A 14,495-nucleotide genomic window follows, 5' to 3' on the forward strand; every position below is an offset into this window, starting at 1 on the left:
GAGGAGGCGTGGCCGACGACGCACCCGTGCTCACCGTGTCGCAAGCGGCGGAGCTCGCCGGAATGCACCCCCAGACGCTGCGGCAGTACGACCGGCTGGGCCTGGTCGTGGCGCGTCGCACGCGGGGGCGGGGACGCCGGTACTCCCGGCGCGACGTCGCGCGTCTCCGGCAGGTGCAGGAGCTGGCGCAGGGGGAGGGCATCAACCTCGCGGGCATCAAGCGCATCCTCGATCTCGAGGCCCACGTGTCGATGCTGGAGGAGCGGCTCGAGGACGCGCTCGTCCAACTGCAGCAGACCGGTCGGGTCTTCGCCGCCGGAACCAGCGGCGACGTCGTCGTGGTTCCCCGCGGACGGCGCGTGCGACGCGGTGAGATCCATGTCGAGGAGGCAATCGTCGAACGCTCCGAGGGCGGTCGGCGCGCGCGTGCCGCCGGTGCGCTCGTGCTCTGGCGCCCGCACCGGGGCGAACGCGGCTGAGTGGTCGACGACGGCCGGACGCGGGATTTTCCTTATGCAATTGTTTCGTAAATAGAATTGTCCGGTGATGATCCCGGTTTGGCTTCAGGTAAGCCTTTCCTGGCTAGGCTTGGCACGGATTCTGGAATATGTTTGTCAAGTTACCGGGGGACGTTCGGGGAACCGCCCTGGCGTGCCGGTCGAACCGGGGAGACAAGCATGAGCACATTGATGGAGACGCCCGAGGTCGCCGAATGCTCGGTGGATGGCTGCGGGTACAACCACGACCACGGCTGCCACGCCGGGGCGGTCACCATCGCCGGACATGCCGGTGACGCGGCGTGCGCGACCTTCATCCCGCTGAGTGCCAAGGGCGGCCTGGAGAAGGTCGTCGCCCACGTCGGCGCCTGCCAGCGCGGTGAGTGCGCGCACAACGACCACCTGGAGTGCACCGCCGGTTCGATCCGTGTCGGGGCCGGCCCGCAGGACCCGAGCCACGCGGACTGCCTGACGTTCGAGACACGCTGAGCCCGCCGTGTGGTGACAGGCGGGAGGGCCGCGCGGGTGGGTGCTGCCGAAACGTCGGCGGCACCCACCCGCACGAGCGGCCGGCGGCCTCTGTGACCGGCTAGCGGCCCAGGTGGGACAGCAGCATGAGCGCCGCGTCGTGCGTGTCGGGCAGGCCTTCCAGCCATACGCGGGTGGGACGCCGCACCTCGGCGGTCAGTCCCAGCACCTCGGCGTTGTGCTCGACGACGCGACGCAGCGCCTGTCCCATGTCGGCCGTCGCCCTGCTGCGTTCGCACAGCACGGCATAGGTGGCGTCGGTGAGCGCGGCCATCGGATGCCCGTCGCCGAACACCTGGTGCAGGGTGCGCCCGATCGCGGCGGAACGGGCGAGGCGCTGCCAGGTGTCGAGGTCGTCGAGGCCGACGTCGAGCATGAGCAGGCAATGGCTCGTGCTGACGTCGTCACCCTCACGGTGCGCGGTGCCGTACGTCTCGCGCAGACGCTCACCGAGGTACTCGCCCGTCGGTAGGCCGGTCGCCGGGTCGTGCGCCGTGACCCGAAGCGGGACGCGCTCGTGCTCGGCGACCCACCCGACGGCGACGGCCCGCATGACCTGAGGAGCGATCGGCAGTGCGGCCACCGCGTAGAGCGCCGCGACGTCGTCGAGCGTCTCCGCGATCCCGGCACCCACTGCCGCCCGGGCGGCGCCGAGCCGTTCGGCGGGCCCCTCGACCGGCCGTCGGTCCACCACCGCCTCCACGAGAGCCTCGACCGCCGGGTGATACCAGTCCCCAGGACGGATCCACACGGTTGCCAGACTCTCGCTGCGCCAGCGTTCACGCAGGCCGCGGACGGGATTCCGCGCCTTCTGCTGCGATTCGCTCATGATCGTTGGACCCCCACGGGGATACATCATGACGCATATTCCAGCGTCTGAGACCACCCTCCGGTCGATTTCATCCGTAGTTTCACCCTCCCCCGTTCCGCATCAATGGGCCTATAGTCTGATCCGTCAAGTGTGTTCAGGGGCCGAGGCCGGCCACACCCGACAGGCGCGAGACAAGAGGGGCGGCGAAGTCGGCACGTGACGCAAGTGGAGAACGGCGCAGGCGAGGCGCCGAGCGATGCCGAGCTGATTCTGCAGGTCCGGTCAGGTGACCGGGAGGCGTTCGGCACGCTCTACTCGCGTCACGCGGCGGCAGCGCGCGCCCTCGCCCGGCAGTACGTGCGGCCCGGCGACGCCGAGGACGTCGTCGCCGATGCCTTCGGGAAGCTCTACGAGATGCTGCGCCGCGGCGCCGGCCCGGACAGCGGGTTCCGTACCTATCTCTACACCGTGGTGCGTCACCGGGCCTACGACGTCTCGCGTGGCGCCACGCGCATGCGTCCCGCCGAGGACGCGGAGATCGAGGCCGCGCTCGGGCGTGTCGCCTCGTCAGAGGACCCGGCGCTCCAGGGCTTCGAGCGATCCGTGGTCTCACGCGCGTACTTCGGCCTTCCCGAACGCTGGCGCGAGGTGCTCTGGTACTGCCTGGTCGACGATCTCAAGCCCGCTCAGGTCGCCCCGGTGCTCGGCCTCACCCCGAACGGTGTGTCCGCACTCCTGTACCGGGCCAAGGACGCCCTGCGTGACGGCTACCTGCAGCAGCACCTGTCGCACGCGCCGTCGGACACCTGCCGGGCGGTGAACCCCCACCTCGGCGGCTACGTCCGCGACAGCCTGTCACGCCGGGAGAAAGCGCGGATCGAGGCGCACCTGTCCACCTGCGGTACCTGTAGCGCGCTCGTCCTGGAGCTCGCCGACGTCGCACACGGGATGAAGTGCGTCGTCGCGCCGCTGGTGCTCGGGGCCGCGGGGCTCGCGCTGGTCGGCTCGGCGATCCCGGTGGGCGCGAGCCTCGCCGCGGCCGTGAAGGCGGCCTCGGCGAGTGGGTTCGCGGGGTCCTCCGCCGCCGGCGGCGGGGCCGCCGGAAGCGCGGCCGTGAGTGGTTCCGGGGTGGGTGCCGGAACCTCGGCCGCGGCCGGGGCCGCCGGCACCGGCGCGGCCGGAACGTCGGCGGCCACCGCTGCCGGGACGACTGCCGCGGGGACGAGCGCGGCAGGAACGGCGGCCGCGGGTACCACTGCCGCGGGCGCGAGCACCACGGCAGCGCTCGGCTCCACGGCGGGCGCATCGGCCGCGGCGGGTGCGTCGGCCGCAGGCACCGCGGCCGGCGTCGCCGGCGCGACCGCGGGTGCCACCGCGGTCGGTGTCGTCGGCGCGGGCAGTGCCGCGGCGACGGGTGGTGTGGCCGCCGCCGGAGCCCTCACGGTCGCGACGGTCGGCGTGATGGCCGCGCTTCAGATGATGGCTCCGGCGGTCGAGGCGGGCCCTGACGGGTCTCCCGTGACCGCCGCGTCTCCCGAGGCGTCCGGGTTCGGGTCGCCGTCGCCGGACGCGAGTGCGCAGCCGCAGGTCGCCCAGGAGCAGGACGCCGCCGAACCCGTCAATCTGCTTCCCCTCGCCGAGGACCTCTCGCTGTCGTTCACCGGCGGAGACTCCCCGTTGCAGGCACGCCAGGCGCAGGACCTGGTCCTGACGCTGGAGAACGGCGGAGGTGCCGAGGTCACGGGGACCACAGTGCGCCTGCTGCTCCCCGACGGCATGACGGTGGCCGCCCAGGACTCGCCGTCGGGCATGGGTGTCGGAGGGACGATCGTCGACGTCGACCTCGCTTCCCCCGACGTCGGCACCGGCGACGCGGCCGAGGACGCTCCCGCGGTCGACGGCGACGCGCTGACGGGTGAGGAGGACGTGCCTGTCGTCGGTGCTGGTGAGGACGACACGGCCGGTACCGGAGCCGATGCCGTCGCGGGCGGTGGGACGGGAGGCTCCGCGCCGTCGAGTGCTCCGGTCGCGCCGGTCCGGACCATCTGCACGCCCGGTGCGGACCCCGGAGCCGTGCTGTGCGACGTGGGCGCTCTGGGTGCCGGCGAGACGCACGAGGTGCAGGTCACGGTGCGAACCCGGTCCGGCGGCAGCTTCCCGATCGGGGCCGAGGTGCGGGCGGACGACATCGACGCGATGTCGGTCGATCTGCCCGCCAGGAAGGTCGCGTGGTTCGGGCCGGAGCTCACCGCGCAGGCCGAGGCGACCAAGCTCGTGTCCCCCGGCCGGGGGGTCCTTCCGGTGCGAATCGGGAACACCGGCGACGAGGACGCCCCATCGGGCTGGTCGATGACCGTCAGACTGCCCGACGGCGTTCGCCCGTCCGCGAGCCAGGACGCGCTCGCCTGCACACCCGTCGAGTCGCGGACGTGGTCCTGCGCCGCCGGGAAGTCGGCCGGGATCCTCCCGGGGGGCTGGAAGGACGTGCCGCTGTCGGTCGTCGCACTCCCCAGCGCCGCGGCGCAGGCCGAGGGCACCGCGTACGTCATTCCCGTGGGGGCCTCCCACAAGCAGGATGCCAGGGCTCGGGTGGGGGTGACCTCGGCGTGGGCCGGCGCCACCCGCGGCGCCGGTGCGCTCACCGCGGAGTGTGTCGCGTCCGGCGGGGTGGACGAGGCGAAGGCCGAGATCACCGGCACCTACACCAACACGACGCCGGGGAACGTGGCGGTGGCGCTGGAAGCAGGGGGCGGCACGGTCTCCGGCGCGAGCGCGCTCGCGCCCGGGCAGAGCGTGACCCTCCGGCGCGCCGGCGGGATCCGCGTCCCGGACGGCTCGGCCACCTGGGTGCTCACCCGGACCGTGGAGGGCACGGTCTACGAGCACCGGCTGTCGGCAGGGGACATCACCGCCGTCGACTGCTACGACCCCGACTGGGGCACGACAACGGAGGCCACCACCGTCAACGCGGGAGGCACGGTCGGGATCCGGGGCACACTCACGAACACGTCGGACGAGGCCATGAGCGTGAAGATGGTTGTGCCGGAGAAGTCCGGCACGCTGACCTCGGCGTCCAGGACCGTGCCTCCGGGCGGCCGGCAGACGTTCGCGGTGACGACGGAGCACAAGCGGCTGGCTTCCGGCACGGTGACGTTCCTCCTGGTCCGCTGGACGGCCGACAAGGACGGCGATCCTCCCGCCGGCCCGGCGGAGCCCGATCGCCGGCCGCAGGCCACCTACGGGCGGGCCGTGATCGCACCGGCCTACGCGGGCGGGGAGCACACGATGAGCTCGGAGTGCGTCTACGACCCTGATCGTGGCGCGTCGACGGCGACGTTCCGGGTCCCCGTGGAGAACACCGCGTCGACGTTGCCCGTGACCTTCCGCCTGGGCAGCGCGAAGCTCGTCCTGCCGGCAGGTGAAGCCGGGACCGTGGTGGCGCGCGTCCCCTGGGGCACGGGCATGCTGCCGCTGCTGACGGGCGAGGAATCGCTGGCCGAGATCGACACGACGTTCAGTTCGTGCGCGCGCCTCGACTGGCCGGCGCAGTCGGTCACGGCCGACGTCCAGGCGCAGTGCGTGGACGGCCGGGCGCAGGTGGACGCCGCGGTGCGGAACACCGGCGATGCGACCTGGCGGGGCACCCTCGTGCGGCCCCACTCCGGGCGGCACGGCGACACGGTCGACGTACCGGCGCACGGCACCGCGACGCTGACGTTGCCGGGGTCGATCTCGGTACTGGGCGACTCCGGGGCAGTGGTGCGGCTCAGCCGTGAGTTCGAGGGCGTCGTGCACACGGTGGAGCGGAGCTACTCCGTGACGCCCGTTGTCTGCGAGCCCACGACCACGACGGACTGCTGGAGCAGTTCGGACGCGCCGGACTGGATCACGGCGTTGTTCGGCCACGGCTGCACGGACGAGACCAGCGACACCGCCGCGGGGCAGGCCGAGTCGAGTGATCAGGCCGGGAAGGTCAAGCAGGCCACGTTCTTCCCGCACGGATCCTGGCGCGGGGGCAAGGGGGCCTGACTCCCGGGCGTCGCCGTCCTGGTCACGCCACTGTTCGGGTCCGGGTCACGCCCGTCAGACCACGCCGTACAGGCGGTCACCCGCATCGCCGAGGCCGGGAACGATGTACGCCTTCTCGTTCAGCCGCTCGTCCACCGCGGCGACGACGATCTCCACGTCGACGCGGTCCCCCGCGTGCTCCTCGACGAGTTTGAGCCCCTCCGGTGCCGCGAGCAGGCAGACCGCGGTGACCTCGCGCGCGCCGCGCTCGAAGACGTAGTCGATCGCCGCCACGAGCGTGCCGCCCGTGGCCAGCATCGGGTCGAGCAGGAAGACGTGGCGCCCCGTGAGATCGTCCGGCAGCCGGTTGGCGTAGGTGACGGCCTGCAGCGTCTCCTCGTCGCGCATCATGCCGAGGAAGCCGACCTCTGCCGTCGGGAGCAGGCGGTTCATCCCGTCGAGCATGCCGAGGCCCGCGCGCAGGATCGGTACCACGAGGGGCGCGGGCGAGGCGATCGCGGTGCCGGTCATGGAGGTGACCGGGGTCTTGATCTCCTTGGGCACCGTGGCGATGCCGCGCGTCGCCTCGTAGGCGAGCAGAGTGACGAGCTCGTCCACCAGAAGGCGGAACGTGGCGGACGGGGTGGTCTCGTCCCGCAGGACGGTGAGCTTGTGGTCCACCAGCGGGTGATCGGCAACGTGCAGGCGCATGGGGCCACCGTACCGGCCTGCACCTACGCTGGACGGCATGACGGACGGCTTTCCTGGTGTGACGCTCGCCGAGCGGAGATCGGCATGGGAGTCCGCGATGGACGCCGCGCTCGCCGAGGCCGCCGAGGCGCTCGGGACCGACGACGTTCCCGTGGGTGCGCTGGTGCTCGACGAGACGGGCCGCACGATCGCCGTCGGCCGCAACGAGCGTGAGGCCTGTGGTGACCCGACCGCGCATGCGGAGGTGCAGGCGCTGCGGGCCGCCGCGGCGGCCCGCGGTGAGTGGCGCCTGGCGGGCTGCACGCTGGTCGTGACGCTGGAACCGTGCGTGATGTGCGCGGGCGCGCTGCTCCTGGCGAGGGTGTCACGCCTGGTGCTGGGCACGTGGGACCCGAAGGCGGGTGCCACGGGATCGGTCTGGGACCTGGTCCGCGACCGCAGGGCGAACCACGAGGTCGAGGTGATCGCAGGCGTTCGTGAGGAGCAGTGCGGCGCCCTCCTGCGTGACTTCTTCGAGTCCCGTCGCTCTGGCCGGGACGCGCCGGGGACAGGAGCAGTCGCCCGGGGGTGACCGGCGGACCGCTCATGCCCGGTTCCGGAGTGGCCGGCCGGCTGCGGCCCGGGTCAGGGGTTCACAGCGGCCGCCAGGCAGTGGTTCGGGTGGCCAGGTCCGTGATGCCGCCGCGCTCGGAGGGGGAGAAGGTGCCCACACGTGTGTCGGGGTGCAGGCGGTGGTCCCCCTCGTAGAGCTCCGCGAGCTGCTCGGCGGCGATGTCGTCCCCGGCGTCCGCGGCGACCAGAAGGTGCGCGAGCTCGTCGGTCAGGGCGTCGAACTCCTCCGACGACACGTCGAGTCCGGGCAGGCCGGCCGCGGCGGCGGCCCGCTTCCCGGCAACGGCCTCCGGAACGGCATCGGGGAGTGTCCCGATGATCGGCCCCCACATGTCCCACAGCAGCAGTTCGTCGCGGTGCCGGTGGGCGACCTCCAGCAGCACGTAGCGCCGCACGAAGTCGTGGCCGGAGAGCTCCGGAACGCCCGCTACACCGAACTTCGCCGGGTCGGCGACGCCCGCGCGGATCGCGAGCCAGGCCTGTGCCGCGGTGACGAACGGCTGGTCGAGGTCGGACACCGGGTCATGGGTGGCGGTCGCGGGCATGTCGTACGGGTCGAAGTCCCACTCGTCGCCCGGGGCCAGCTCCGGATCCCAGCGAACCCACCGGCTCCCGTCCCAGTGCTCGACGACCACGTGGTCCGCGCCGGAGCCCGGCTCGAAGTACCGGGCGAACCCGATGCGTGACCGTGCCGGCACGCCGTGGCTGCGGAGCACACCCAGTGCGAACAGCGTGTGGTCCCGGCAGCAGCCGGCCACCTGCTGCCGCGGTTCGCGTGGGGTGTCGAGCGGGCCCGTGGCGCGCCGGGTGGCGGTGTCGAGGATGGCCGACAGCCAGCGATGGTCGATGTCGTGCCACTGTTCCGGACCGATCCCGTCGGGCAGGTTCCGGTAGTGGACCACGGTGGCGCAGGCCGCCGTATGCGCGGCGGGTGGCTCGGGCGCGATGGCGGTCAGCAGGTCGGTGTGCGGCCCGGGGTCGCTGTACGGACTGTGGGTCGCCCAGTCGCCGAGGCTCGGAGCAGGCACGTCGTCGTCCCTTCCTCTTCCTTCGAGAATGCGGTGCGACGACGCTAGCAGGAAATTTGCCCGATTTTCCAGATAAATTGCGGACGACAGACCTGGACCTGGATGGCGCGCGATGTCAGCGTGGGGTCGCGGCCGGCGCGGGCAGGCGCTTCGCAAGTTCCGGGAGCACCGTGCTGGTACCGTCGTCGACCTTCACCATGGCGTACACGTCGCCGCGGGTCGCGCCGCGGTTGACGATGACCACGGGTTTGCCGTCGCGCGCCGCGCGCTTCACGAAGCGCAGTCCGCTCATCACGGTCAGGGAAGATCCGGCGACGAGCAGCGCGTCGGCATCGTCCACCATGGAGTAGGCGGCGTCGACGCGGTCGCGTGGCACGTTCTCGCCGAAGTAGACGATCTCAGGCTTCAGCACGCCGCCGCAGGAGTCGCAGGCCGCCGGGCGGAAGTGAGCCGTGGCGGAGATGACGGCATCGGCGTCGGGGGCGATCTCGATGTCACCCACCGCGCCGACCGATTCCGCGAAGCCCGGGTTGAGTGCGTCGAGGCGCTCGGCGAGAGCGGCGCGCGGCACCACCAGGGAGCAGGACAGGCAGATCACCCGGTCATAGCGTCCGTGCAGGTCGATGACGTTGCGGGAGCCGGCCTCCTGGTGCAGGAGGTCGACGTTCTGGGTGATCGTCCCGGACAGCAGGCCTCGTTCTTCGAGGTCCGCGAGCGCGTGGTGCCCGGCGTTGGGCTCGGTGCGGTGCATGTGCCGCCATCCCACGTGGTTGCGGGCCCAGTAGTGTCTGCGGAAGTCCTCGTCGCCGATGAACTGCTGGTAGGTCATGGGGTTGCGCGGAGGGGAGCCTGGTCCACGGTAGTCGGGAATGCCGGAGTCCGTGGAGATCCCGGCCCCGGTCAGGGCTGCGATCCGGTTCCCGGCCAGCACGCGCACGGCGTCGTCGACAGTGGTCAGTGCGACGTCGACGGGCTCGGGGTGCCAGGTGGTGGGGCGCGAGACGGGCTGCACGTCACGAGCCTAAGAGATCCCGTCGTGGCCGTGCGCCGCCGCCGAGAGGGTGGACCGGTGTCGGGTGGGGCCCGGGCAGTGTGCGCGCCTGAGGAGGTCAGGGCCTTGACGAGGCGTTCTACATCGATGAAAACTGGCCTGTGGCGTCCAGTGCCGGGCGCCGCAACCTCAAGGAGGAGGTCCGTATGGAACCGACACGGGTTCTCGCACGGCGAGGTCCGCGGGCGGCGTTCACCCTGCTCGCCGTGACGGTGCTCGCCCTGGCTCACCTCGCGGTCCCTGCCGCCGGGCCGGCGTCGGCCGCCACCATCGACACCGGGACCTGGTACGTCCTGGTCAACCAGCACAGCGGCAAGGCGATGGAGATCGCCGACGGCTCGTCCGCGCAGGGCGCGGAGGTCACCCAGTTCACCCGCAACGACACCTGTGCCCAGCAGTGGCGATTCCTCGACTCCGGGGGCGGCTACTACCGCCTCGTGAACCGGTGCAGTGGCCTCGTGGCGGAGATCTACGAGCACTCGCTCGACAACGGCGCAACCGTCGACCAGTGGGCCGACCTGGGCAACCCCAACCAGGAGTTCGCGGTCCAGGACGTGTCCGGCAACATCCAGCTCGTCAACCGCAACAGCGGCAAGGCGCTGGACCTGTGGGAGTGGTCCACCGCCGACGGCGCTCGCATCTCCCAGTACGACGACACGAACGCTGCGAACCAGCAGTGGCAGCTCGTCGCGGTGGACGGTGTCGGCGCCACGTACCCGCAGCCCGGCACGGTCACGGGCGACACGTTCGCCCACGACCCCGAGGTGCTGAAGAAGCCCGACGGCGAGTATCTGCTGGCCTTCACGGCGAACGGCGTCGGGCTCAAGACGTCGGGCGACCGCACCAGGTGGACCGACGTCGGCTCCGCGTTCCCCGGCGGCACCCCGTGGGCCGACGAGTACACCGGCGGGGACCGCAACCTGTGGGCGCCGGAGCTCAGGTACGCGAACGGGCAGTACTACCTCTGGTACTCGGCGTCGTCCTTCGGGTCCAACACGTCCGCGATCTTCCTCGCGACGAGCCCCACCGGGGCATCGGGGACCTGGACCAACCAGGGTGTGGTGATCGAGTCCGGCGCCGGGGACGACTTCAACGCCATCGATCCGGCCGTGACAGAGGACCGGAGCGGCAACTGGTGGATGAGCTTCGGCTCGTTCTGGTCGGGCGTCAAGCTGATCCGGCTCGACCCGTCCACCGGCATGCGGTCCGGCTCGGCGTTCCACGGCATCGCGAGCCGTGGGGGCGGCGCGATCGAGGCCCCGACGATCCACTACCGGGACGGCTACTACTACCTGTTCGTGTCGTTCGACCTGTGCTGCCGGGGTGCCGACTCCACGTACCGAGTCATGGTCGGGCGTTCGACGTCGATCACGGGACCCTACGTGGACCGGGCGGGGACGTCGATGATGGACGGCGGCGGGACCGAGATCCTGGCAAGCCACGGCTCCGTCCACGGGCCGGGGCACCAGACGGTGCTGCCGGACTCCGACGCGCTCTTCTACCACTACTACCGGGACGACGGCGTGGCACAGCTCGGGATCAACCTGCTCACCTACGACGGCGGCTGGCCGACCGTGTACTGACCGTGCCGGTCCGGGCCCGGGGCCCACGCCGCGGGCTCCGGCTCCTGACCCCGGGACCCGGGTCCAGGGGGCAGGGGTCAGGGGCCCGGGCGCAGGTGAGGCCTGGACCGGGGGCGGCGGGGCGCCCGTTGCCGTCAGGCGAACTGACCCGGCCGGTAGCTTCCGGCCGGGGTGCCGGCCAGGACGTTGAGCCTGTTGTAGGCGTTGATGACGGCGATCAAAGAGATGAGGCCCGCGAGCTCGTCGTCCGAGAACTGCTTGCGGGCGAACTCCCACACGTCGTCGTCGACGCCGGTCCGGGCGTCGGCGATACGTGTGCCCTCCTCGGTCAGTGCGAGCGCGGCACGCTCGGCGTCGGTGAACGTCGTGGCCTCGTGCCAGGCGGCGACCAGGTTGAGCCGGACCGGGTCCTCGCCCGCGTGGACCGCGTCCTTGTAGTGCATGTCCGTGCAGAAGCCGCAGCCGTTGATCTGGCTGGCCCGCAGCAGCACCAGGTTCGGGATCTCGGGGGCGAGGCCGGCGGTCTCGGTGGCCTTGGCCGCCGAGTTGAGGTGCTTGACGATCTTCGCGGTGAGGGGGCTGGCGTAGAAGTTGAAGCGCGGTTCCATGGCGGTGTCCTTCGTTCTCGTGTTCGGGGTTCGCTGTCATGACGGATGCCGTGGGGGCGATGTGACCGGGTGTGGCGGGCGTCACTCTCCGACCTGCGTCGCGGGTTCGGGTCACAATCGCGCGTGGCGAACCGTCATGAGTGCAGGCCGGGTGACGGCACACGGGCGGCACGGGACTGAAGGAGAGAGTCATGCACGACGAGGTCAACGACGTGGACCGGTGGCTCGCGCACCGGTTCGAGGACGACCGTCCGCGTCTGGTGGCGGTCGCCTACCGGATGCTCGGCTCGACCGCGGAAGCTGAGGACGCGGTGCAGGAGGCGTGGTTCCGGCTGGCCGCCACGGACTCGGCCGAGATCCAGAACCTGAGCGGCTGGCTGACCACCGTGGTGGGGCGGGTATGCCTGGACCAGTTGCGGTCGCGCAAGGCGAAGCGGGAGCAGCCGATCCCCGAGGCCTCCGCCGACCTCCCGGCCCCACCGGCCGCTGCCGACCCCGAGGCCGCAGCGCTCATGGCGGACTCCGTCGGGCTGGCGCTCCTGGTGGTCCTGGAGACGCTCGATCCGGCCGAGCGTCTGGCGTTCGTGCTGCACGACCTGTTCGGTGTCCCCTTCGATCAGGTCGCGAAGATCGTGGACCGTTCCCCGGCCGCCGCCCGGCAGCTGGCCAGCCGTGCCCGACGCCGGGTGCGCGGCAACCCGGAAGCGCCGAGCCCCGAGCTGACCGCGCAGCGCCGCGTGGTCGACGCCTTCACCTCTGCCGCCCGGGACGGAGACTTCGACGCCCTCGTGGCTCTCCTGGACCCCGGCATCACCCTCCGCATCCACGGGAGCGGCGTGAACGACCTCATCCGGGGCGCCTCCACCATCGCAGGCCGCGCCATCACCTTCTCCGCCATGGCGGAGAGCGGGCACCTCGTCCGGGTGGGCGGGCAGATCGGTGCCATCGGCGGCAGCGTCGGCCGCCCGGCGAGCGTCATGGTCTTCACGATCCAGGACGGGCGGATCACCGGGCTAGACACGTACACCGATCCGGACGCGATCCGAGGGCTGGAGCTGACGTTGCTCGACGCGTGACGCGCCGCGCCCGACCGCTCCGCCGCAGCGCTGGCAGGATGGCGGCATGGAGCGTGTACACGGAATTGGCGGCTACTTCCTGCGAGCTTCCGACCCGGGGGCCCTGAGCGCGTGGTACCGCGACTGCCTGGGGCTGGACGCCGACGACAACGGCTTGTGGCATCAGGAGGCGGGCGCGACGGTGTTCGCGGCGTTCGAGTCCGAGACCGACTACTTCGGCTCCCTCGACCAGCAGGCCATGCTCAACTTCCGTGTCCGGGACCTGGACGCGATGCTCGCGCAGCTGCGTGCCAAGGGGGCGAACGTCGCCGAGAAGACGCAGGACATGGAAGGAGTCGGCCGGTTCGGCTGGGTCACCGATCCCGAGGGCAACCGGGTCGAGCTGTGGCAGCCTGCCTGACCGGGCGCGGTTGCCGCTCCGCCCGCGAGGCAGCGCAGGCACCCTGAACCGCTGGAACGCACGACGAGTGTCCTGACCGAGCGGACCTCCCGGGCGAGCGGCTCAGCCGGCCTCCGCAGGGGGCAGGTCGACGTCGAGCATCGCGTACAGCAGCATGTCCCGGCGTTCCGCGCCCACCTGTTGCCAGCCGCGCAGCAGACCCTCCCGCTGGAAGCCCGCGCGTTCGGCCGTGCGCTGCGACGCCACGTTCCAGGGCTCGACGCACAGCTGGAGGCGGGGGATGTGGAGATCCTCCACGGCCCAGCGGGCGACCACCCGCAGAGATTCCGTCGCCGCACCGTGGCCACGGCCCGACGGCGCGAGCCAGTAGCCGATCCATGCCCGCCCCTCGTCCAGGTCTCTCAGCCAGAGACCGATCGCGCCGACCGGGTGCTGGTCCTCGGCCCGGGCGATGACGAACGGATAGCCGCTGCCCGCCGACACGCGGCCCCACTGGCGCCGGACGAAGGCCTCACCCGCCACCCGTGAGTACGGCGACGGAACGGTGGAGATCAGCGGGATGTACTCGTCCCGTGACGCCTCCTCGACGAGAGGCAGATCCGTAAGTTCCCAGGCACGGAGCACGAACCTCTCGCCCACGCTCAGGCGGGGGACCTCCAACGGGGCGCTCATGATCACATCCTGCCCGGCGCGTCGACGCGGGGCAGGTCGGCATCACCACGAAGGGCCGTTGCCGGAGGCGGCCATGTGTCTCCACCGGCCGGCCCCGCCGGCGCGGGCAGCGGCGCGAGCCCAGGACGTCACGCTCGCGACCTGATCTCGCGGAGCATCGCGGGCACGGCGAAGTCTCCGACGACGTGCAAGAAGTCATCGCACGTGAGGTCCTCGTCCCTGCCGTCCGCCGAGAGCTGCCACCAGTGATCGGTGCGGCCGGCGACGGGGCCGATCCTCTCCTGGAAGCGGAACGGGTGGAGCGAGTAGACGTTGGGCGACGGCTTGGTCCGGGGCGCGGGACCGTCCTCGTGCGCTCTTGTCCAGTCCTCCCGGCCCACGACACTGAGGTTGGCCGTGAAGTGAACCGCGTCCCGGTCGCTCCACGTGGCGCGCTGAATGCCGAACTGCGCCCAGCAGACGTCGCTCGGCAGCGAATAGAGCCGGCCGGACCCCCGCATGCCCATCGCCCGCAGGCCAGGGGCGATCCGATCCCGGACGACGGTACGGAAGCGCTCCTGTGCCGACATCACGGGCCAACCGTAGCGAAGGCCCAAGGAGGCTCCCCGAGCCGGCTCTCTGCCGGCAACCTGGCCTTCACCATGCGTACTCGCTGACCGCGTCCACCCGGGTGACAGGCGGTTCCACGGGACCTTTCTGGGATCAAGCCCGAAAACCACGAGCCCCTGACCGGCGTCTCCGCTGGTCAGGGGCTCGGATCGTACTGCGGGTGCGGTAGCGGTGGTGTGTGGTCTCAGGACATCGGAATGGGGTGTCTCGGGTCATCGGTATAGCGTGTCGCGGGACATGGGAATGGCCGGTGGGCGGATGCTCGCTCATGTCCACCAGGAAGCTCGTGATCGCGGCCGTG

General features: G+C 71.5%; 14 protein-coding genes. 7 read left to right on the forward strand and 7 right to left on the reverse strand.

Annotated elements, in window-relative coordinates:
* The first annotated feature begins 8 nt into the window (after positions 1-8).
* Positions 9-479 carry a heat shock protein transcriptional repressor HspR gene (locus HGK34_RS16035; protein ID WP_201849250.1) on the forward strand — a complete coding sequence of 157 codons (471 nt, stop codon included), beginning with the start codon at positions 9-11 and terminating at the stop codon, positions 477-479.
* 198 nt (positions 480-677) lie between these two features.
* Complete coding sequence (locus HGK34_RS16040; RefSeq protein ID WP_201849252.1) at positions 678-986, forward strand: DUF1540 domain-containing protein; 309 nt, start codon at positions 678-680, stop codon at positions 984-986.
* A gap of 100 nt (positions 987-1,086) precedes the next feature.
* On the opposite strand, the gene HGK34_RS16045 is transcribed toward HGK34_RS16040, so the two are convergent.
* Positions 1,087-1,854, reverse strand: coding sequence for a hypothetical protein (locus tag HGK34_RS16045; RefSeq protein ID WP_201849254.1), 768 nt, complete (start codon positions 1,852-1,854; stop codon positions 1,087-1,089).
* A gap of 207 nt (positions 1,855-2,061) precedes the next feature.
* On the opposite strand from HGK34_RS16045, the gene HGK34_RS16050 reads away from it, so the two are divergent.
* Positions 2,062-5,865: a sigma-70 family RNA polymerase sigma factor gene (locus HGK34_RS16050; protein WP_201849256.1), complete on the forward strand. Its 3,804-nt coding sequence runs from the start codon at positions 2,062-2,064 to the stop codon at positions 5,863-5,865.
* 54 nt (positions 5,866-5,919) lie between these two features.
* Here HGK34_RS16050 and upp read toward each other — a convergent pair whose 3' ends face one another.
* Positions 5,920-6,555: a uracil phosphoribosyltransferase gene (gene upp, locus HGK34_RS16055; protein ID WP_201849258.1), complete on the reverse strand. Its 636-nt coding sequence runs from the start codon at positions 6,553-6,555 to the stop codon at positions 5,920-5,922.
* A 97-nt stretch (positions 6,556-6,652) separates the two neighbouring features.
* Here upp and HGK34_RS16060 point away from each other — a divergent pair, with 97 nt between their 5' ends.
* Positions 6,653-7,126 carry a nucleoside deaminase gene (locus HGK34_RS16060; RefSeq protein ID WP_201849271.1) on the forward strand — a complete coding sequence of 158 codons (474 nt, stop codon included), beginning with the start codon at positions 6,653-6,655 and terminating at the stop codon, positions 7,124-7,126.
* Between the two features lie 61 nt (positions 7,127-7,187).
* Here HGK34_RS16060 and HGK34_RS16065 read toward each other — a convergent pair whose 3' ends face one another.
* Both HGK34_RS16065 and HGK34_RS16070 read right to left on the reverse strand, forming a co-directional pair.
* Positions 7,188-8,195, reverse strand: coding sequence for a transglutaminase-like domain-containing protein (locus HGK34_RS16065; protein WP_201849259.1), 1,008 nt, complete (start codon positions 8,193-8,195; stop codon positions 7,188-7,190).
* Between the two features lie 115 nt (positions 8,196-8,310).
* Complete coding sequence (locus tag HGK34_RS16070) at positions 8,311-9,153, reverse strand: NAD-dependent protein deacetylase (protein WP_201849273.1); 843 nt, start codon at positions 9,151-9,153, stop codon at positions 8,311-8,313.
* 239 nt (positions 9,154-9,392) lie between these two features.
* On the opposite strand from HGK34_RS16070, the gene HGK34_RS16075 reads away from it, so the two are divergent.
* Positions 9,393-10,829, forward strand: coding sequence for a family 43 glycosylhydrolase (locus HGK34_RS16075; RefSeq protein ID WP_201849260.1), 1,437 nt, complete (start codon positions 9,393-9,395; stop codon positions 10,827-10,829).
* 134 nt (positions 10,830-10,963) lie between these two features.
* On the opposite strand, the gene HGK34_RS16080 is transcribed toward HGK34_RS16075, so the two are convergent.
* Positions 10,964-11,437, reverse strand: coding sequence for a carboxymuconolactone decarboxylase family protein (locus HGK34_RS16080; RefSeq protein WP_201849261.1), 474 nt, complete (start codon positions 11,435-11,437; stop codon positions 10,964-10,966).
* Positions 11,438-11,628: 191 nt separating this feature from the next.
* Here HGK34_RS16080 and HGK34_RS16085 point away from each other — a divergent pair, with 191 nt between their 5' ends.
* Positions 11,629-12,513 carry a sigma-70 family RNA polymerase sigma factor gene (locus tag HGK34_RS16085; RefSeq protein WP_201849262.1) on the forward strand — a complete coding sequence of 295 codons (885 nt, stop codon included), beginning with the start codon at positions 11,629-11,631 and terminating at the stop codon, positions 12,511-12,513.
* 46 nt (positions 12,514-12,559) lie between these two features.
* Entirely contained in the window at positions 12,560-12,913 is a 354-nt protein-coding gene (locus HGK34_RS16090; protein ID WP_201849263.1) for a VOC family protein, read from the forward strand.
* A gap of 102 nt (positions 12,914-13,015) precedes the next feature.
* Here the strand turns inward: HGK34_RS16090 and HGK34_RS16095 are convergent, their stop codons facing one another.
* Both HGK34_RS16095 and HGK34_RS16100 read right to left on the reverse strand, forming a co-directional pair.
* Entirely contained in the window at positions 13,016-13,585 is a 570-nt protein-coding gene (locus tag HGK34_RS16095) for a GNAT family N-acetyltransferase (RefSeq protein WP_201849264.1), read from the reverse strand.
* 128 nt (positions 13,586-13,713) lie between these two features.
* Positions 13,714-14,154, reverse strand: coding sequence for a DUF4304 domain-containing protein (locus tag HGK34_RS16100; protein ID WP_244666836.1), 441 nt, complete (start codon positions 14,152-14,154; stop codon positions 13,714-13,716).
* Between the last annotated feature and the right edge of the window lie 341 nt (positions 14,155-14,495).

This window comes from Myceligenerans indicum, from assembly GCF_016742955.1.
Classification (GTDB): domain Bacteria; phylum Actinomycetota; class Actinomycetes; order Actinomycetales; family Cellulomonadaceae; genus Myceligenerans; species Myceligenerans indicum.